The 19,047-nt window shown below is 69.4% G+C and carries 16 protein-coding genes; 5 read left to right on the forward strand and 11 right to left on the reverse strand.

Features of this window, described 5'->3' with window-relative positions; genetic code table 11:
- Window positions 1–116 precede the first annotated feature (116 nt).
- Window positions 117–323, reverse strand: coding sequence for an RNA-binding S4 domain-containing protein (locus tag AB0C12_RS03100; RefSeq protein ID WP_360544912.1), 207 nt, complete (start codon window positions 321–323; stop codon window positions 117–119).
- Between the two features lie 80 nt (window positions 324–403).
- On the opposite strand from AB0C12_RS03100, the gene AB0C12_RS03105 reads away from it, so the two are divergent.
- Entirely contained in the window at window positions 404–1,231 is an 828-nt protein-coding gene (locus tag AB0C12_RS03105; protein ID WP_360543561.1) for a DUF1775 domain-containing protein, read from the forward strand.
- Between the two features lie 297 nt (window positions 1,232–1,528).
- Here the strand turns inward: AB0C12_RS03105 and AB0C12_RS03110 are convergent, their stop codons facing one another.
- Window positions 1,529–2,467, reverse strand: coding sequence for an exopolyphosphatase (locus tag AB0C12_RS03110; RefSeq protein ID WP_360543563.1), 939 nt, complete (start codon window positions 2,465–2,467; stop codon window positions 1,529–1,531).
- A 159-nt stretch (window positions 2,468–2,626) separates the two neighbouring features.
- Here AB0C12_RS03110 and zwf point away from each other — a divergent pair, with 159 nt between their 5' ends.
- Window positions 2,627–4,123, forward strand: coding sequence for a glucose-6-phosphate dehydrogenase (zwf, locus tag AB0C12_RS03115; RefSeq protein ID WP_360543565.1), 1,497 nt, complete (start codon window positions 2,627–2,629; stop codon window positions 4,121–4,123).
- A 44-nt stretch (window positions 4,124–4,167) separates the two neighbouring features.
- Here zwf and AB0C12_RS03120 read toward each other — a convergent pair whose 3' ends face one another.
- A complete protein-coding gene (locus AB0C12_RS03120; protein WP_360543567.1) occupies window positions 4,168–4,638 on the reverse strand; it encodes a peroxiredoxin in 471 nt (156 codons plus the stop codon).
- Window positions 4,639–4,776: 138 nt separating this feature from the next.
- Between AB0C12_RS03120 and AB0C12_RS03125 the strand changes: the two genes are divergently transcribed.
- Entirely contained in the window at window positions 4,777–5,109 is a 333-nt protein-coding gene (locus tag AB0C12_RS03125; protein ID WP_212989343.1) for an STAS domain-containing protein, read from the forward strand.
- Window positions 5,110–5,167: 58 nt separating this feature from the next.
- Here AB0C12_RS03125 and AB0C12_RS03130 read toward each other — a convergent pair whose 3' ends face one another.
- On the reverse strand, window positions 5,168–7,126 hold the full coding sequence (locus tag AB0C12_RS03130; RefSeq protein ID WP_360543570.1) for a PPC domain-containing protein: 1,959 nt from the start codon (window positions 7,124–7,126) through the stop codon (window positions 5,168–5,170).
- A 177-nt stretch (window positions 7,127–7,303) separates the two neighbouring features.
- Window positions 7,304–8,350, reverse strand: a complete 1,047-nt coding sequence (locus AB0C12_RS03135; protein WP_360543572.1) for an ROK family protein — start codon at window positions 8,348–8,350, stop codon at window positions 7,304–7,306.
- A 115-nt stretch (window positions 8,351–8,465) separates the two neighbouring features.
- Here AB0C12_RS03135 and AB0C12_RS03140 point away from each other — a divergent pair, with 115 nt between their 5' ends.
- Window positions 8,466–10,004, forward strand: a complete 1,539-nt coding sequence (locus AB0C12_RS03140; protein ID WP_360543574.1) for a DUF1800 domain-containing protein — start codon at window positions 8,466–8,468, stop codon at window positions 10,002–10,004.
- A gap of 5 nt (window positions 10,005–10,009) precedes the next feature.
- Window positions 10,010–11,278 carry a DUF1501 domain-containing protein gene (locus AB0C12_RS03145; protein ID WP_360543576.1) on the forward strand — a complete coding sequence of 423 codons (1,269 nt, stop codon included), beginning with the start codon at window positions 10,010–10,012 and terminating at the stop codon, window positions 11,276–11,278.
- Here the strand turns inward: AB0C12_RS03145 and AB0C12_RS03150 are convergent, their stop codons facing one another.
- The 6 genes from AB0C12_RS03150 to araA form a co-directional block, all read right to left on the reverse strand.
- The gene (locus AB0C12_RS03150; RefSeq protein ID WP_360543578.1) at window positions 11,279–11,530 is read right to left on the reverse strand and encodes a hypothetical protein; all 252 of its coding nucleotides are present in this window, start codon (window positions 11,528–11,530) and stop codon (window positions 11,279–11,281) included. It lies immediately after the preceding gene.
- Window positions 11,531–11,619: 89 nt separating this feature from the next.
- Window positions 11,620–13,098 carry an endo-1,4-beta-xylanase gene (locus tag AB0C12_RS03155; RefSeq protein ID WP_360543580.1) on the reverse strand — a complete coding sequence of 493 codons (1,479 nt, stop codon included), beginning with the start codon at window positions 13,096–13,098 and terminating at the stop codon, window positions 11,620–11,622.
- Between the two features lie 310 nt (window positions 13,099–13,408).
- On the reverse strand, window positions 13,409–14,665 hold the full coding sequence (mmsB, locus tag AB0C12_RS03160) for a multiple monosaccharide ABC transporter permease (RefSeq protein WP_360543582.1): 1,257 nt from the start codon (window positions 14,663–14,665) through the stop codon (window positions 13,409–13,411).
- Between the two features lie 5 nt (window positions 14,666–14,670).
- Entirely contained in the window at window positions 14,671–16,200 is a 1,530-nt protein-coding gene (gene mmsA / locus AB0C12_RS03165) for a multiple monosaccharide ABC transporter ATP-binding protein (RefSeq protein ID WP_360543584.1), read from the reverse strand.
- 74 nt (window positions 16,201–16,274) lie between these two features.
- Window positions 16,275–17,408 carry a multiple monosaccharide ABC transporter substrate-binding protein gene (chvE, locus tag AB0C12_RS03170; protein WP_360543586.1) on the reverse strand — a complete coding sequence of 378 codons (1,134 nt, stop codon included), beginning with the start codon at window positions 17,406–17,408 and terminating at the stop codon, window positions 16,275–16,277.
- Window positions 17,409–17,511: 103 nt separating this feature from the next.
- Window positions 17,512–19,002 carry an L-arabinose isomerase gene (gene araA / locus AB0C12_RS03175; RefSeq protein WP_360543588.1) on the reverse strand — a complete coding sequence of 497 codons (1,491 nt, stop codon included), beginning with the start codon at window positions 19,000–19,002 and terminating at the stop codon, window positions 17,512–17,514.
- Between the last annotated feature and the right edge of the window lie 45 nt (window positions 19,003–19,047).

The raw sequence follows: 19,047 nt of genomic DNA on the forward strand, positions 1-19,047 counted from the left end.
CTCCGGCATCTGTGACGCCGGTAACACCGGACTCAGTAGATGCCTGTGATCGACAGGATGTCAACCACTGGTCACACAGTGCTGCATATATGAGTATCGAAGTTGCCCGGAGGTCCTCAGGCGACCCGGGCCGACCGTCCCTGCACGACCACCACGTCCCCCGGCCGCAACTGCCGCCCGCGCCGGGTGTCGACCTCCCCGTTGACCGTCACGTCCCCCGACCCGATCAGGATCTTCGCCTCCCCGCCGGTGTCGATGAGGTCGGCCAGTTTGAGAAACTGTCCGAGTCTGATCATGTCGCTGTTGATGGCCACGTCACGCATGCCGACCATCATGCCGAACTCTCCGAAAAGAAAGTCCGGCACGGTTGAACCATTGACGCGTCCCAGCCGAACTACCCCTCGTGAGGAACCTCGAGAAGCACCGCCGGGCGGGCGTACTGGCCGCCGCCGTCGCCGCGGGTGTGCTCGGCGCGGCATCCCCCGCCGCCGCGGACGTCACGGTCAGCCCGCCCAGCGCACCGCAGGGCAGCGGCACCAACGTGACGTTCAAGGTGACGAACACCGCCCGGAGCCCGATCACCAAGGTCAAGCTGATGCTGCCGGCCGAACTGCCGGTCGCCGAGGCCTACCCGCTCTCGGTGGACGACTGGGCGCCGCTGATCACGACCAGGTCGCTGGCCACCCCGATGGACGGCATCCACGGCGAAGCGATCGCCGAGACCGCCGCGGACATCACCTGGACCGCGATGCCCGGCAAGGCGCTCGCCCCCGGCGCATCGGCCGACCTGCCGGTCGCGATGGGCCCGATGCCGGCCTCCGCCCAGATGAGCTTCACCCTCCAGGCGACCTACGCCGACCCGGCCCAGGGCGCTGCCCTGCCGCCGGTCGTGCTCTCCCTCACCCCGGCGGCGCCCGGCCAGCAAGCGGCACCCCACTCCGGCGGACACAACGGTACGGGCACCAGCGACACCGGAGACGCCGACGCGGCCACCTTCGCCGCCCTGATCGACGCCAACGACGGACCCGGCTTCTGGACCATCGCCGGCTGGGTCGTCGCCGCACTGGCCGCAGCCGCCGGCGCCGTCGCGGTGCTGCGCTCGCGCCGCCGCCCGGCCGGAGCCGCCACGACCGAAGAGCCCGAGACCGAGGCGGACGACAAGGAACTCGTCGGCGCGGCCAAGACGCCCCGGGTCACGTCCTGGAGCTACAAGGACGGCCCGACCGAGTGACAGACGTCCCGCGCAGGTGGGCGCGGGTGTGTCGTGCTGATGCGCGTGGGGCGCGGAACACGACCGGCGGGTGGGGTCCAGGGCAAGACCCACGACCTGCAACTTGGCGGGGCGGGAAGGTTCGGCTTCCCGCCCCGCTGTATTAAATGGCTCTGTTTGATGGCCTCGCCTTCGGCTCGGCGGGATTTGCGCCCACGAGGTCGGTGTCGAGGTCACCGGAAATGACCACGGCAAAAAGGCGCCTAGTCATTTCCGGCGCCCTCGACACCGACGGCGCAAATCCGACTTTCGTCGCGGTTAAACCGAGACCGGGCGCGGGGTCTTGAGGGCGTTGATGATCTCCTGGAGCACTCGTTCTGAGTTTTCGTGGGGGATCTGGCAGGTTCCTGCTGCTTGGTGGCCGCCGCCGCCGTAGCGGAGCATGACTTCGCCGATGTCGACGGGTGAGGTGCGGTCGAGGATTGATTTGCCGCAGGCGAAGACCGTGTTGAGTTTCTGGCGGCCCCAGATGATGTGGATCGAGACGCGGGACTCCGGGTAGAGGGCGTAGACCATGAAGCGGTTGCCCGCGTGGATCGTCTCCTCCTCGCGCAGGTCGACCACCACCACGTCGCCGTCGAGGTGGCTGACCCGGCGCAGCTGCTCCACGAACATCGCCGAGCAGTCGCGGTAGAGCTCGGCGCGCTCGCGGACGTCCGGCAGCTCCAGGATCTCGTCGACCGACTGCAGCTGCAGGCAGGCGTCGATCAGCAGCATCATCAGCTGGTAGTTCGAGATCCGGAACTCTCGGAAGCGGCCCAGCCCGGTGCGGCTGTCCATGAGGAAGTTGAGCAGCGTCCAGCCCTGCGGGTCGAGGATGTCGTCCAGCGCGTAATCGGCCGAATCCGCCTGGTCGACGGCGCGCATCAGCTCGTCGGAGATCTCCGGGAAGCGTTCCGCGCCGCCGAAGTAGTCGTAGATCACCCGGGCGGCCGACGGCGCGTCCGGGTCGATGACGTGGTTCGAACGGTCACCCTTGTTACGCAACGTCTCCGAATGGTGGTGGTCGAACACCATGTGAGCGCCCGGAGCGAAGGGCAGGTTGGTCAAGATGTCACGCTCGGTGATGTCGACCACGCCGTCCTGCACGTCCTTCGGATGCACGAAGGTGATCTCGTCGATCATGTCGAGCACACGCAGCAGGACGGCGCAGACCAACCCGTCGAAGTCGCTGCGGGTCACGAGCCGGTACTTCACGAGCAATCTCCCTCTGCCGATTGGCACCTTACTCCCCAGTTTGCCACTTTCGCGGCTATGGGCCTGGTCGCATCGGCGTACCGGTTTGATCCGGTGGGAGCCCGCGCTGCGTAAAGTTCTCACGGAAGCTCACGTACGCGGTCGGAGGAAGACCTGACGATGGACACCGTTCCCCAGCTCGCACAGGACCGCAACGCCCCGCCCGCCACTCTGGTGATCTTCGGCGCGTCCGGCGACCTCACCCGGCGCAAGCTGCTGCCGGCCGTGGAGAGCCTGGCCCGGCACAACCGGCTGCCCGGCGAGTTCGCCCTGGTCGGCGTCGCCCGCACGGCCATGGAGGACCACCAGTTCGCCGAGAGCGCGCTCGGCGGCCGCAGCCTCGCCGACAAGCCGCAGCTGCAGGGCGGCGGCATCCGCTACGTCTCCGGCGGCTACGACAACCCGGAGACCTACAAGCGGCTGGCCGAGGTGCTCGACGAGCTCGACGCCACCCGTGGCACCGCGGGCAACCGGATCTTCTACCTCTCGACGCCCGCCGAGGCGTTCCAGCCGGTGATCAACGGGCTGGCCGGCGCGGGGCTCAACCACGCGCGCGAGGGCTCGTTCGCCCGGCTCGTCATCGAGAAGCCGTACGGCAACGACCTGCGCACCGCGCACGAGCTCGACGGCATCGTGCACGCCGCGTTCGACGAGCCCCAGGTCTTCCGCATCGACCACTACCTGGGCAAGGACACCGTCCAGAACGTGCTCGCCCTGCGCTTCGCCAACGCGATCTTCCAGCCCATCTGGAACCGCTCGTGGGTCGACCACGTGCAGATCACCGTGGCCGAGACCCTCGGCGTCGGCACCCGCGGCGGCTTCTACGAGCACGCCGGCGCGATGCGCGACATCGTGCAGAACCACGTGCTCCAGGTGCTGGCCCTGGCGCTGATGGAGCCGCCCGCCTCGTTCGACGCCGAGGGGCTGCGCAACGAGAAGGTCAAGCTGCTGCAGGCGATCCGGCTGCCCACCGACCGCGACATCGCCGACCTGGCGGTCCGCGGCCAGTACACCCGTGGCGGCACCCGCGAGGACCTGATGGCCGGCTATCGCGACGAGGTCGGCGTCGACCCGCTGTCCCGCACGGAGACGTACGCGGCCATGCGGCTCAACGTCGACAACTGGCGCTGGGCCGGGGTGCCGTTCTATGTGCGTACCGGTAAGCGGCTGCCCGCCCGGGTGACCGAGGTCGCCCTGCAGTTCCAGCGGCCGCCGCACCTGCCGATCCCGACCAACCAGCTCACCGAGCTGGACGCGGACGCGCTGATCCTGCGGATCCAGCCCAACGAGGGCATCTCGCTGCGCTTCGGCGCCAAGGTCCCGGGTCACTCGTTCCGGGTGCGCACGGCGAGCATGGACTTCTCGTACGACCAGACGTTCAAGGAGGAGTCGCCGGAGGCCTACGAGCGGCTGCTGCTCGACGCCCTGCTCGGCGACCCCACGCTGTTCATCCGCACCGATGAGGTCGAGCAGTGCTGGCGGATCGTCGACCCGATCATCGAGCACTGGAAGAACGACATGTCGCCGATCCCGACCTACGAGGCCGCCTCGTGGGGCCCGACGGACGCCGACCGCCTGATCGGCCGCAGCGGCCGCAAGTGGCGCAACGCCGTCTGACGAGCTGAGCCTACCCGCGGCGGAAAACCCATGAAGTAGAGCATTCAGGGCGCCGATCGGGCCTTCACGACCTCGAGGGCCCGGTCGGCGTGCTCGTTCATGTCGCGCTCGCTGTGGATGACGTCGAGCACGGTGCGGTCGGTGTCGATCACGAAGGTGACCCGCTTGACGCTCAGCGGGCCGAGCGGCAGCCGGCGCTTGATCCCGTACGCCTCGGCCGCGCTGTTCTCCGGGTCGGAGAGCAGCGGGTAGTCGAAGCCGTGCAGCTCGGCGAACTGCCGCTGCTTGTCCACTTTGTCCCGGCTGATACCGACCCGCTGCGCGCCGGCCTCGGCATACTCGGCGCCCAGGTCCCGGAAGTTGCAGGCCTCGGCCGTGCAGCCGCTGGTCATCGCGGCCGGATAGAAGAACAGCACGACCGGCCCGTCGGCGAGCAGAGTGCTCAGCCGCCGCGGCGTGCCGTGCTGGTCGGGTAGTTCGAAGTCCGGGGCGACGTCACCCTTGTCGATGCTCACGTGATCAACGTACTCCGGGCTGAGTCTGCCGCCGAGCGCGTCCTCGCCTAGGGTGGAGACACCCACCTGTCCTGTCCGCCACGACCCCCTGACTGACCTGACTGACCCCTGCCCGCCCCCGACGAAAGCGACACCGCCATGCAGGTCTCGGTCGCGCACCACCCGCCCAACACGGCCGTTCTGACATTGCGCGGCTCCCTGGACATCGACACCGCGCCGTCACTGAAGGCCAACCTCAGCCGCCTCGTGGAACGTCCCAGCCCTCGCATCATCGTCGACCTGTCGGGACTCGACTTCTGCGATTCCATGGGCGTCGGCGTCCTGGTGACGGCGCACGGCCGCGCGATGGAACGCGGTGGCTGGGTCCGGCTCGCGGCACCCTCCGGTTTCCTGCGGCGACTGCTCGACACCCTCGGCCTCATCGACTATCTGTCGCTGCACGCCGACGTCGAGACCGCCATGAAGGACTGATTCCGGCAGCGAGCGGGGGCGCCCCGGATGCCCGGGACGCCCCTGCCGTGTCCGAGGGTCAGCTGGTCAGACCGAAGACGATCCGGCCCAGCGTGTCCTCCGTGCCGACGAAGCCTTCCGCCGGGCTGAACTGGCTGTCGCCGAAGTCGACGTCCGCGTCGTCAGCCGTACCGCCGACGCCGTCCGGGCCGACGCCGAAGAGCACGTCGAAGTTGGCGCCACCCGAGTCCATCAGGTTGGCCGTCTCGTCGGCGTTGTCGGTGTGCCAGTCACCGAAGAAGTGACCCGCCTCGTGCGCGGTCACGTTGCCCACCGCCTGGCCGACGAAGGCCACCCGGTCGCTGGCCGGGGTCAGGTACGTGTTCAGCGAGGCCGGCCCACCGGCCGGGTCACTGAGCACGTCCTGCAGCACCAGGGCGGTCTCCTCGGTCTCGAAGTTGCCCGGGTCGATGCTCTGGGCGATGCCGATGGTCTCGACCCCGGACTCGTCGATCGTGCCGCCGACCACGATGCGGCTCACGTTCGCCTGGCCCCACGGGTCCGCGTGGTCCTTGCTGTTCAGGATCTTCACCCGGAACTTGCTGTTGAGACCGCTGGCGATCAGATCCTGCTTGATGTTCTCGGTGACGCTCGCGACCACCGCGTCGATCACCTCGTCCTCCTGCACACGCGGGATGCCCCACTTGGCGAGGAACGCGGAGAACGGGCTGAGCGTCACGTTCCCGGTGCCGCCGAAGACGCCGGTGTTGACCCGGGCCCCGTCGAAGTCCAGGAACAGCGTCTGTACGGGCTTGGCCCCCTGCAGGACCGGCCGGTAAGCCTCGACGGTGATGTCGTAGCTGCCGGAACCCCGGGCCACGCCCACGTAGTGCCAGCCGGTCTTGGTCGCCACGTAGTCGGTGGCCGCGTTGCCGCCACCGGGCAGCGGGGAGGACGGCGGGTAGATGTAGGTGGCGTCCTGGTCCGACCCGTGCACCTCGCGCGGGTTCGTGTCGTAGACCGTCAGGTACGCCGGCGCGCCCTTGGCCGAGGCGCCGAGCACGTCACCGGCCTTGAGCTTGATCGCGAAGAAGTCCTGGTCGTCCGAGGCCGCCGAGATGGTGACGGTGTACGGGCCCTCGCTGGCCCCGCCGTCCCCGCTGGCCGGATCGAACGGATCGGCCGGCAGCCCGCTGTACGCCGCGACGACCGCGTAGTAGGTGCCCGTGGCCGGGACCTTGTACTGCAGCAGGCTGTCGAAGGAGCCGGCCGCGTCGTCGTTGCTGGCCACGATCGTGCCGTCCGGCGTGTACAGCGCGACCAGCGTGTCCAGCGCGCCCGTCGGGGTGGCCGTCTGCACGGTCACCACCTGTCCGGCGGTGGCCTGCAACGAGTAGAAGTCGAAGTCGTTGGTGCCCGTACCGGCGGAGCCGTGCGGGCCGTCACCGATCTCGGCGCTGGTGACGATGGCCCGGCGGGCGGCGCCGATGCCGGTGGCCCCGGCGAGCGGGATCGACCCGTCGTCCTCCGGGGTGGCGGCCCGGGCGGCGGGGGTGACGCTCTCGGGAGTGAGCGCGCCGAGGATGCGGATGGCCGGGTTCTGGCCGCTGCCGGTGCCGAAGTTCTTGATCAGCTGGGCGGAGGCGGGGTCCTCGTTGGAGCCGCGGGTGCCCGCGGGCTCGTCCTCGTCGACGACCACCGCGGCCGCGGCAGCCTTGGCCGCCGCCGACGACGGTGCCGCGGCGAGGGCCTTGAGGCGGGCGGCGGCCTTGGCCGATGCCTGCTTCTTCATGTAGGCGGCCCAACCGCTGTAGTCGGCCTTGGCCGGGTCGGGCAGGATCGCCAGGAACGGGTTGACCCCGGCGGGCTTGGCGCCGGGCTTGGGCTTGGCGGCCACCGGCAGACCGGCGTCGACAGCAGCCTTGTCGGCCGGGCTCAGCCCCGGATCGGATTGGAGTGGAGCGGCCGGCGTCGCGCCCGGAGTGAGCGCGACGATTCCGAGCACGAGTGCTCCGACGGTCGCGATGCTACGTCGCATCAGTGATCCCCCTTCGGTGCCTCCGGGGCCCCCGCCACGGACGGCACACAGGACGCTACCGAGCGAGTCGATCAATATCTAGTGCTGTCGATGCATCGTCACAGGTGTTAGGAGCGCACGGGAATTGACGGGGGGACGCGCGGTCATGCCCGTTCAACCACAGTGGACAAGTGCGCGTCAGCCGACCGGGCGTACAGTCTCCAGCGCGGCGACGGCCGCTCCCCGGGCACCGGCCATGTCGAGGTCGGGCACCAGGGCGAAAGTCGCCGCGGCCTGCTGCTCGGCCCGCAGCTGGGTGTGCTCGCGGACCGTGTTGAGGAACCACTGGCGGAAGTGCGGCGCCGCCTCTACCACGCCGCCACCCAGGAAGTACGCGGCCGGGTCGGTGAAGTTGGCCGCGATGGTGAACAGCTTGCCGATCGCCTTGGCCTGCTGTTCGAAGACCGCCACGGCCAGCGGGTCCTCCTTCTCGCCGTACCCGCGGAGCAGCTTGGCCGCCCGGCTGATCGGTTCCCCGGCCAGCGGGTGGTCCGGGAACCGCCGCAGCCAGTACGGCAGCAGGTTCTTGGCGATGCCCGTCAGCGACGCGATGCTCTCCACGTCGCCGGCGAAGCCGCAGTTGCACTCCGGGACCGGCTGGTCCTCCTCCAGCACGCCGTGCAACGGGATCTGCACATGGCCCAGCTCGCCCGCCATGCCGGCCGCACCGCTGACCACCTTGCCGAGCTCGACCACTCCCCCGCCCAGGCCGGTGCCGACGATCGCCGCCACGGACGACCGCTCCATGGCCTCGGCGCCGAAGTGCCGGTGGTGGGCGTAGAGCGCGGCCGCGTTCGCGTCGTTGTTGTAGACCACCGGCAGGCCGATGCGCGCCTGCAGGGCGCCGCGGATGTCGAAGCCGTGCCAGGAGACCTGCGAGAAATTCGTCGAGCCCTTCGACGAGATGACGCCGTCGGCGCTGGCCGGGCCCGGGGTGTCCAGCCCGACCGCGCGCACCAGCGTCCGCGGGGTGCTGGTCAGCTCGAGAATGCCGGTGAAGGCCGCGGCGAGCTGCTCGACCGCGGACTCCGGGCCGTCGGTGACCAGGCTCGGATTCTCCACCAGATGATCGACCAGGAACTGGCCCGTCGCGTCCAGGACGGTGGCGTTGTTGCAGGTGCCGCCGTTGTCGAGACCTACCACGACCCAGGACGCCGGGGTCCGTACCGCATCGATCTGATCCACAGCCCCGAGCGTACGTGCCGGGACGCCGTGACGCGACGGGTGCAAGCGCATTGCGAGCGGTGAGAGTCCGGTTGCGGCGGCGCGGCGGGTGCCGGATCACGCCGAAGGGCCTGGCATGCAGACGAAGCCTGAGCCGACCCGCCGCGCCGTTCTCGGTGGCGCCGCCGCCGTCGCCGTGACCGCGGCCGGGGGCCTCGCCCTCGACGTGGCGCTGGCCGCGCCCGCCGCCGCGGCGGCCGTGCCGACCGACCTGGTCTCGGCCGATCCGCTCGCGCATCTGCTGCGCCGGGCCACCTTCGGGCCCACCCCGGCAGCCCTGGCCGAGCTGGCCAAGCTGGGCGTGCCGGCCTGGCTGGACCGCCAGCTCGACCCGGCGAAGATCGACGACTCGGCACTGGACGCGCTGCTCACCCGCCTGCCGCTGGCCGGTGCCGACATCGCGACGGTACGCGCCAAGCTGTCCAAGCACTCGTACGAGGCGTTCGGCCAGCTGGGCCGGGCCACGGTGGCCCGGGCGATCTGGAGCAACCGGCAGCTGTTCGAGACCACCGCCGCGTTCTGGGCCAACCACCTGCACATCTCGGCGCCGTCCAGCGGGGTCTGGGACAGCCGCAGCGACTACGACAAGACGGTCACCCGCAAGTACACCTTCGGGCGCTTCGCGGACATGCTCAAGGCCTCAGCCCGGCACCCGGCGATGCTGACGTACCTGGACAACCGGTCGTCGACCAGGACCCTGCCGAACGAGAACTACGCGCGCGAGCTGATGGAGCTGCACACCGTCGGCATGATCTACACCGAGGCCGACGTGCAGGCCGCCGCCCAGCTGCTCACCGGCCTGACTGTGACGACCACGGGGACCTACACCTACACCGCGGCCAAGCACGCGACCGGCGCCGTCCGCATCCTGGGCTTCAGCCACGCGAACGCGACCGCCGAGGGCGGCGAGGCGGCCGCGCTGGCGTTCCTCGACTACCTGGCCAAGCACCCGGCCACCGCCGAGCGGCTGGCCACCAAGCTCTGCCTGCGCTTCGTCGCCGACGAGGCCCCGGCCGCCCTGGTCGCCAAGCTGGCCAAGGTGTACCTCGACAACGACACGTCGATCGGGCCGGTGCTGCGGGCCCTGTTCACGTCGCCGGAGTTCGCCGCGTCGATCGGCCAGAAGGTCCGTACGCCGTTCGAGGACCTGACCGCCACGGTCCGTGCCCTGGGCCTGGGCCCGGAGACCTCCGGCGTGAAGGCGCTCGACGCGCTCTACAACAACCTCGTCAATGCCGGCAACGCCCCGTTCCGCTGGAGCCCGCCGAACGGCTTCCCGGACGTGGCCGCCGCCTGGGCGTCACCGTCGGCGTTCCTCATGCGCTGCAACAGCCACTTGAACCTCGCCGCCGGCTGGTACCCCAAGCAGCTCACCCGTCCCGCCGACCTGCTCACGTCCCTCGTGCCGGTGCTGCCCAGGACGTACGGGGCGCTGGTGGACGCGCTGGCCCGGCGGCTGGTCGGCACCCCGCTGCCCGCCGATCACGTGGCGGCCGTGCTAAGCGTCGCCGGCAAGCTGCCGACGAGTTCTCTGACCAGCAAGGAGTCGGTCGCCGGGAGTCTGCCGTACCTGATCGCTCTCGTCCTCGACTCGCCCTCCTTCCAGCTGAGGTGACCACCGTGACTGCACAGGCCTGCTGCGACGAGAACAAGCTGCTCACCCGCCGGGGCGTCCTGGGCCGCGGCCTCGCGGCCGGCGCCGCCGGGGCGCTGGCCGGCCTGGTCGGCGAGGGGCTGTCCACCCGGCTGGCGTACGCCGCCGAGGGCTACACCGGGGACACCCTCGTGGTGCTGTCGCTGCGCGGCGGTTTCGACGGCCTGTCGGCGATCGCCCCGATCGGCGACCCCGACTACTACAAGCTCCGCCCGACGATCGCCCTGCCCAAGAGCCAGGCGATCGGCGGCAACAGCATGTTCGGCCTGCACCCGGGCCTGGCCCCGCTGCTGCCGATGTGGAAGAACGGCAGCCTGGCCGCGGTGCACGCGGTCGGCCAGCCGAACCCGACCCGCTCGCACTTCGCCGCCATGGAGGAGATGGAACGCGCGGCCGCGGGCACGTCCCTGCGCAGCGGCTGGCTGGACCGGATGCTGGGCCTGACCGGCGCCACCGGTCCGCTCGCCGCGGTGGCGATGGGCAACGCGATGCCGGCCCGGCTCCTCGGCGGCGCCTTCTCCGACGTGTCGATGGCCTCGGTCGACGGCTTCACGCTGGCCGGCGAGAGCGCGAACCGCCCGATGGCGGCGTCGCTGCGCAAGATGTACGCGACCGCGCCCGGCCTGCTGGCCGGTCCCGCCCTGGCGGCGGACGCCGCCCTGACGGCAACCACGGGGGTACGCGCAACCGCGTACGCACCGGCGAACGGCGCGGCCTACCCCGCCACGCCCCTGGGCAACGCCCTCAAGGACGTGGCCCGGCTGATCAAGGCAAAGGTGGGCCTGGCCGCGGCGGCGGTCGACTCCGGCGACTGGGACATGCACGAGGGCCTGGGCACGGCGGTCAAGGGCCAGCGCATGTACGACAACCTGCTGGAAACCTCGACGGCACTGGCGGCGTTCGCGGCCGACCTGGGCCCGGCCGGCATGGCGTCGGTGACGGTGGTGACGGTCAGCGAGTTCGGCCGGCGGGTGGCGGAGAACGCGTCCCGCGGGGTCGACCACGGCCACGGGAACGCGATGCTGCTGATGGGCGGCGGCGTGCGCGGCGGCACGGTGTACGGCACGTGGCCGGGCCTGGCGGCGGGCGCTCTGGTCGCCGGCGACCTGGCCGCGACGACGGACTATCGCGCGGTGATCGGCGAGATCCTGCAGAAGCGGTGCGGTTTCGGGTCGCTGGCCGAGGTCTTCCCGGAGGTCACCCCGGCCGGATTCGGCCTGGCCGCGGCCCGCTGACTACGTCGCCGGCGGCGGCCCCTCGGAGGCTCTGCTGGTGGCGCGGCGTACGGCCCAGCGGATCGCCTGGTGGACCACGATGCCGGCCGCTGTGTTGGCCGCGGACACCCCCGCGGCGGCGGCGATGTTCCAGCCCGGTTCGATCAGGTCGTCGGCGAGCAGCAGGATGGGCCAGCCCAGCGTGGCGGCCACCAGGGTCGTACGCCACCAGCGGCCGAGCACCAGGCCCACCAGCATCAGTGTGGGCACCATGGCTTCACTGTCCCAAACTTCCGGACCTCGGACGGCGAAACGGTGTGGCGGCAAGTCGCTGCCGCCACACCGTGATCGTCTGCGTCGGGTCAGCTCAGGCTGAAGCGCTGGTTCGCCTGGCTGTTGCAGTCGTAGAGCTGGACCTGCTGGCCGTTGCCGGTGCCCCAGACGTCGAGGCAGCGTCCCGATTGCACGCCCGTGATGGTGCCGTTGCTGTTGACGTTCCACTGCTGGTTGGTCTGTCCGTTGCAGCTGTAGATCTGCACCGCCGAGCCGTTGGCCGAGCCCGCCGCGTCCAGGCAGCGGCTGCCGTACACGGTCAGCTGCTTGCTCGACGTCAGCGTCCAGGTCTGGTTGCTGCCGCCGTTGCAGTCGTAGAGCTGGACCCGCGTGCCGTTGTTCTGGGTCGCGTTCGGGACGTCAATGCACCGGCCGGACTGGGCGCCGACGATCCGGGTGCCCGAGCCCGGCGGGGTCGAGGGGGTCGGGGAGCCGGGGCCCGCGGTCGGCGAGGTCGGCGTGCCCGGTCCGGCCGCGTTCAGGGCGTTCAGAACCGAGGTGTACGCGGCCTTCTTGTTGCCGTTGCCGTCGAACAGCAGCGGGTTCTCGTTGGAGCGCCAGGAGTCGCTGTCCCGTACGCCCCAGACGGTGATGCCGGTGCAGCGGGGCACGTTCAGGCAGGCTTGGGTCAGTCCGGCGTACTGCGAGGTGGACGAGTTGGTGACGTCGACCTCGGTCAACTGCACGTCCACGCCCAGCGCGGCGAAGCTCGACAGTGTCGTCTGGAAGTTGCCCGGCAGCGAGCTACCGCCGGTGAAGTGGGTCTGCAGGCCGACGCAGTCGATCGGCACGCCGCGCGACTTGAAGTCGCGGATCATGTTGTAGACGCCCTGGGTCTTGGCGTACGTCCAGTTCTCGATGTTGTAGTCGTTGTAGCAGAGCTTCACACCCGGGTCGGCGGTGCGGGCCGCGCGGAACGCCGCCTCGATCCAGTCGTTGCCGGTGGACTGCAGGTTCGACGAACGCCGGCTGCCGTTCTCGGCGAAGGCCTCGTTGACCACGTCCCAGGCGTAGAGCTTGCCCTTGTAGTGGGCCATGACGCCGTTGATGTGGTCGATCATCGCCTGCCGCAGGCTGCTCCCGCTGAGGCTGCCCCAGAAGCCGGGCTGCTGGGCGTGCCAGGCCAGGGTGTGACCGCGTACCCTCATGCCCCGCTGAGTCGCCCAGTTGTAGATCTGGTCGCCGGCGCTGAAGTTGAACTGGCCCCGGTTGGGCTCGGTCGCGTCGGGCTTCATCTCGTTCTCAGCCGTGATCATGTTGAACTCGCGGCCGGCGATCGTGGAGTACGTCGAGTTGCTGAGCCGGCTCGCGGCGATCGCCGTACCGAAATAGCGGCCCGACTGGGCCGCCGCCGCGCCGAGGGTGGACTCCGCGGCGTTCGCGTTCGGCATCAGCGTCACCGCGCCGGTCGCCGCGACGACGGCGACGGCCCCGGCGAGCAGCGCGCGGGCCCGTAACGAGCGGCGCCGCGGGGTGCCGGCGGAGTGGACAGGAGGGGGGATTGCCACGATGGCCTCCTTCTCGGATCGCACGACCTGATCCAAAGAACGACGGGTTTCAATGCCACCGTCATGCTGGCATGGCAACATCGCGGAAACAATGGTTCCCGGAACACTTCCGGAATTTGTTACCGCGCACAACGCCCGCTTTTAACCGGTTTCCAGCTGGTATTTCGATGCGCCTCAGGACCAGTTCGGGGGTGGCGCGGGTCACGAGCTACCGGAAGTTTCGGAATGTCGACCCGGACATGCGAAACGGCGGCGGTCCCCCCAAGGGCCGCCGCCGTTTCTCCCCTATCACCCGTCGCCCGGAACCTCCCTAACGGGAAGCGCCGGCGCGGCGCTTGCTCCAGACGTCGAAGGCCACTGCGGCCAGCAGGACTGCACCCTTGACCAGCAGGACCGTTTCGCTCTGGGCACCGATCAGCGACATGCCGTTGTTGATCACACCCATGATCAGGCCACCGGTGATGGCTCCGACCACCTTGCCGACGCCGCCCTGGACCGCCGCGCCGCCGATGAAGGCCGCCGCGATCGCGTCCAGCTCGAAGTTGGCGCCGGCCGTCGGGTTCGCCTGGTTGAGCCGGCCGGCGAAGATCACGCCGGCCAGGGCGGCCAGCACGCCCATGTTCACGAAGATCCAGAAGATGACCGACTTGACCTTGACGCCGGACAGCGTCGCGGCCTGCAGGTTGCCGCCGACCGCGTAGATCTGCCGGCCGAAGACCGCCCGGTTGGTCAGCAGCGAGTACGCCAGCACCAGGAACGCCAGCAGCACCAGCACCCAGGGCAGGTTCTTGAACCGGGCCAGCTGCACGATGACGGCGATGACCAGGAACGAGGCCACCGCGATCCGGCCGATGAACAGCGGCAGCGGGTCGACGACCTGGCCGTACTGCTGGCGGGCCGAGCGGGTGCGCCACTGGGTGAAGACGATGCCACCGACCGCGATCACGCCGACCAGCAGGCTGAACAGGTCGGCGCCGCCGAGCGCGCCGAGACCGACGTTGCCCAGGTAGCCCTCGGTGAAGCCGTTCGACAGCGTGCGGACCTCGTCCGGGAACGGGCCGATGCCCCGGTTGCCCAGGATGGTCAGGGTCAGCGCGCGGAACAGCAGCATGCCGGCCAGCGTGACGATGAAGGCCGGGATGCCGAAGTAGGCGATCCAGTAGCCCTGCCAGGCGCCGATCAGACCACCGACGACCAGCGTGATGAGCAGCGCCAGCGGCCAGGGCACGTTCTGCTCGACCATCAGGACGGCCGCGACCGCGCCGCAGACCGCGACCACCGAGCCGGCGGACAGGTCGATGTGCCCGGCGATGATGATCAGGATCATCCCGATCGCCAGGATCAGGATGTACGAGTTCTGCACGATGATGTTGCTGATGTTCTGCGGTGCCAGCAGGTCACCGCCGGTGAGCACCGAGAACAGCACGACGATCAGCGCGAACGCGATGTAGATGCCGCTCTGGCGCAGGTTCAGGTTGTACCGGCGGGGTGAGTCCCCGGTCGGGCCGGCCGGCGCCGCCGGTGACTCGTCCACCGCGAGGTCGGCGTTGGTGGGTGCGACAGACATCGCGGTTACTCCGTTCCCTTGGTCATCAGCGTCATCAGGTTCTCCTGGGTGGCCTCGGCCCGCGGCACCTCACCGGTGATCCGGCCGGCCGACAGCGTGTAGATCCGGTCGCAGATCCCGAGCAGCTCGGGCAGCTCGGAGGAGATGACCAGCACCGCCTTGCCCTCGTCGGCGAGCCGGTTGATGATCGTGTAGATCTCGTACTTGGCGCCGACGTCGATGCCGCGGGTGGGCTCGTCGAGGATCAGCACATCCGGGTTCGTGAAGATCCACTTGGACAGCACGACCTTCTGCTGGTTGCCCCCGGAGAGCTTGCCGGTGATGCTCAGCACGCTCGGCGCCTTGATGTTCATGCTCTTGCGGAAGGCACCGGCGGTCTTGAACTCCTCGTTCTCGTCCACCCAGCCGCGCTTGGCCAGCTTGCCCAGGGCGGCCGCGGAGATGTTGCGCTTGATGTCCTCGATGAGATTCAGGCCGTACCGCTTGCGGTCCTCGGTCGCGTACGCGATGCCGTGGTCGATCGCATCGCGCACCGACCGCAGGTGGATCTCCTTGCCGTCCTTGATGATCCGCCCGGTGATGCCGGTGCCGTAGGAACGGCCGAAGACGCTCATCGCCAGTTCGGTGCGCCCGGCGCCCATCAGCCCGGCCAGTCCGACGATCTCGCCACGGCGCAGGCTCAGGTTGGCGTTGCTGACCACCACCCGGCCGTGCTGGGTGGGGCTGTGCACGGTCCAGTCCTCGATCCGCAGCACCTCCTCGCCCACGTGCGACTCGTGCGGCGGGTAACGGTGGTCGAGGTCGCGGCCCACCATGCCAGAGATGATCTTGTCCTCGGTGACCTCGTCGGTCGCCAGGTCCAGGGTGGAGATCGTGCGGCCGTCACGCAGGATGGTGACCCGGTCGGCGATGGCCATGACCTCGTTGAGCTTGTGCGAGATGATCACGCAGGTGATGCCCTCGTCGCGCAGCCCGCGCAGCAGGCCCAGCAGGTGCGCGGAGTCCTCGTCGTTGAGCGCCGCGGTCGGCTCGTCGAGGATGAGCAGCCGGACCTCCTTGGACAGGGCCTTGGCGATCTCGACGAGCTGCTGCTTGCCGACGCCCAGCTCCAGGATCGGGGTCACCGGGCTCTCGTGCAGGCCCACCCGCGCCAGCAGCTGGCCGGCGGCGTGGTTGGTGCGGTTCCAGTCGATCAGGCCACGGGTGGCCTGCTCGTTGCCGAGGAAGATGTTCTCGGCGATGGACAGCTGCGGCGCCAGCGCCAGCTCCTGATGGATGATGACGATGCCGCGGTGCTCGCTGTCGCGGATGCCGGAGAACCGGCACTCCTCGCCCTCGAAGGTGATCTCACCCTCGTAGGAGCCGTGCGGATAGACCCCGGACAGCACCTTCATCAGGGTGGACTTGCCGGCGCCGTTCTCGCCGCAGATCGCGTGGATCTCGCCGCGACGTACGGTCAGGTTGACGTCCTGGAGCGCTTTGACCCCGGGAAACGTTTTGGTGATGTCCTGCATCCGCAGGATGGTGTCGCTCATGGCACTCCCCAGGGTCGCACGCGCGCGAAGGAGGCGGTGCCCGCCGCCGGGTGGGCGGCGGGCACCGGTACGGATTACTGGAGGTCCGACTCCTTGTAGTAGCCCGAGTCGACGAGCTCCTTCTTGTAGTTGCTCTTGTAGATGATCACCGAGTCCAGCAGCTGGGCCGGGACGACCTTGACACCGTTGTCGTAGTCCTTGTCGTTGTTCGTCGTGGGCTTCTGGCCCTTGAGAACGGCGTCGGCCATCTGCACGGTGGTGTCGGCGAGCTTGCGGGTGTCCTTGTAGATGGTGGCGAACTGCTCACCGGCGATGATCGACTTGACCGACGCCTGCTCGGCGTCCTGGCCGGTGACGACCGGGTACGGCTGGCCGGCGGTGCCGTAGCCGTTGCTCTTGAGCGCGGACAGGATGCCGATGCTCAGGCCGTCGTACGGCGACAGCACGCCGTCGACCTTGGCGCCGCCCTTGTACGTCGAGGTCAGCAGGTTCTCCATGCGGTCCTGGGCGACGGCCGGCTTCCAGCGCAGGATCGCGACCTTCTTGAAGTCGGTCTGGCCGCTCTTGACCACCAGGGTCTTGTTGTCGATGTACGGCTGGAGCACCGACATCGCGCCGTTGAAGAAGAACGTGGCGTTGTTGTCGTCCGGCGAGCCGGCGAACAGCTCGATGTTGAACGGGCCCTTGGCGTCGCCCTTGGTGGTGCCGTCCTCCTTGAGCAGCTTCAGGCCGACCAGCAGCGAGGTCGCCTGCTGGACGCCGACCTTGAAGTTGTCGAAGGTGGCGTAGTAGTCCACGTTCGGGCTGTTGCGGATCAGCCGGTCGTAGGCGATGACCGGGATGTTGTTCTCCTTGGCGCTCGCCAGCTGCGTGGTGATCGCGGTGCCGTCGATCGACGCGATGATCAGCAGCTTGGCGCCCCGGGTGATCTGGTTGTCCAGCTGGTTCACCTGGGTGGGGATGTCGTCCTCGGCGTACTGCAGGTCGACCTTGTAGCCCTTGGCCTCGAGCTGCTTCTTGAGGTTGTCACCGTCACCGATCCACCGCTCGGAGGAACGCGTCGGCATGGTCACGCCGATCAGCGCGCCCTTGTTGTCGGCGGCGCCGGCGCCTTCCTGGTCGGCCGTCTTCTCACTGGAGCCACAGGCGGCCAGGGCCACCGTGAGCGTCATGGCCGTGGCCACTGACGCGAGCCGGGTCAACTTCATCGTTCTCTCCTTGCGATGGTGGGCGCACGACCGGGCAACTTTCCCGCACGTGCGATCATAAGTAAACATTTCTCGACACTGTTGTTACGCAGGCGATACGTACTTACCGCGCGTATTGCCGGTAGTACGCCTGGTTCCACCGAACCCGATCGGCAAAGTCGTGCGTGGTCGTGTTCTCGTCGATGAGCAGCAGTTCAGTGTTGAGCATCGTGGCGAAGTCGCGCAGCGGCTCCGCCCCGACCGCCTGGGTGAGCACGGTGTGGTGCGGCCCGCCCGCGGTCAGCCAGGACTCGGCCGACGTGGCCAGCGACGGGGCCGGCTTCCAGACCGCGCGGGCCACCGGCAGCCTGGGCAGCGGCTCGTCCGGCGCGGTGACCTCGATGGTGTTGGCGACCAGCCGGAACCGGTCGCCGATGTCGGCCAGGCCGATCACCACACCCGGGCCGGGCGCGGCGTCGAAGACCAGCCGCACCGGGTCCTCGCGGCCACCGATGCCCAGCGGGTGGATCTCGCACGACGGCCGGTCGGCGGCGATGCTCGGGCAGACCTCGAGCATGTGCGCGCCGAGGATCTTCTGCTCACCCGGGCCGAAGTGGTAGGTGTAGTCCTCCATGAACGAGGTGCCGCGGCCGGTGCCCGTACCCATCGCCTTGACCGCCGCGAGCAGCGCGGAGGTCTTCCAGTCGCCCTCGCCGCCGAAGCCGTAGCCGTCGGCCATCAGCCGCTGCACGGCCAGGCCGGGCAGCTGGCGCAGGCCGCCCAGGTCCTCGAAGTTGGTGGTGAAGGCGCCGAAGCCGCCCTCGGTGAGGAACTGCCGCAGGCCGGCCTCGATCCGCGCGGCGTAGCGCAGCGACTCGTGCCGGTCACCGCCGCGGGCCAGCTGCGGGTCCAGCGTGTACGCGTCCGCGTACTCCGCCGCCAGCGCGTCGACCTCGCTGTCCGGAACCGCGTCGACCACCGCGACCAGGTCGTTCACGCCGTACGTGTTGACCGAGACGCCGAAGCGCAGCTCGGCCTCGACCTTGTCGCCCTCGGTGACGGCCACGTCGCGCATGTTGTCGCCGAAGCGGGCCAGCCGCAGGCTGCGCAGGCGCTGCACGCCCGCCGCGGCCCGCACCCAGCCGTCGATCCGGGTCACCACGGACGGATCGGACGCGTGCCCGGCGACGGTCTTGCGGGCCACGCCGATCCGGGTCTGGATGTAGCCGAACTCCCGGTCGCCGTGCGCGGCCTGGTTGAGGTTCATGAAGTCCATGTCGATGGACGCCCACGGCAGCGCCTGGTTGAGCTGGGTGTGCAGGTGCAGCAGGGGCTTGCGCAGCGCGTCCAGGCCGGTGATCCACATCTTGGCCGGGGAGAACGTGTGCATCCAGGCGATCACGCCCAGGCAGGCCGGGTCGGCGTTGGCCGCCAGCATGACCGTCCGGATCGCCGCGCTGTCGGTGAGCACCGGCTTGCTGACGATCTCCGCGGAGATGCCCCCGGACGTCGTCAGGAGCTGCTGGATCTGCTGCGACTGGGAGGCGACCTGGTCCAGGGTCTCGGGCCCGTAGAGGTGCTGGCTGCCGGTGAGGAACCAGATCTGCGGCTTCATCGGGTGGACTCCTGTCCGTAGGCGTGCTGGTTGCGATCGAGAGGT

This window comes from Actinoplanes sp. NPDC048967 (assembly GCF_040649415.1).
Taxonomy (GTDB): domain Bacteria; phylum Actinomycetota; class Actinomycetes; order Mycobacteriales; family Micromonosporaceae; genus Actinoplanes.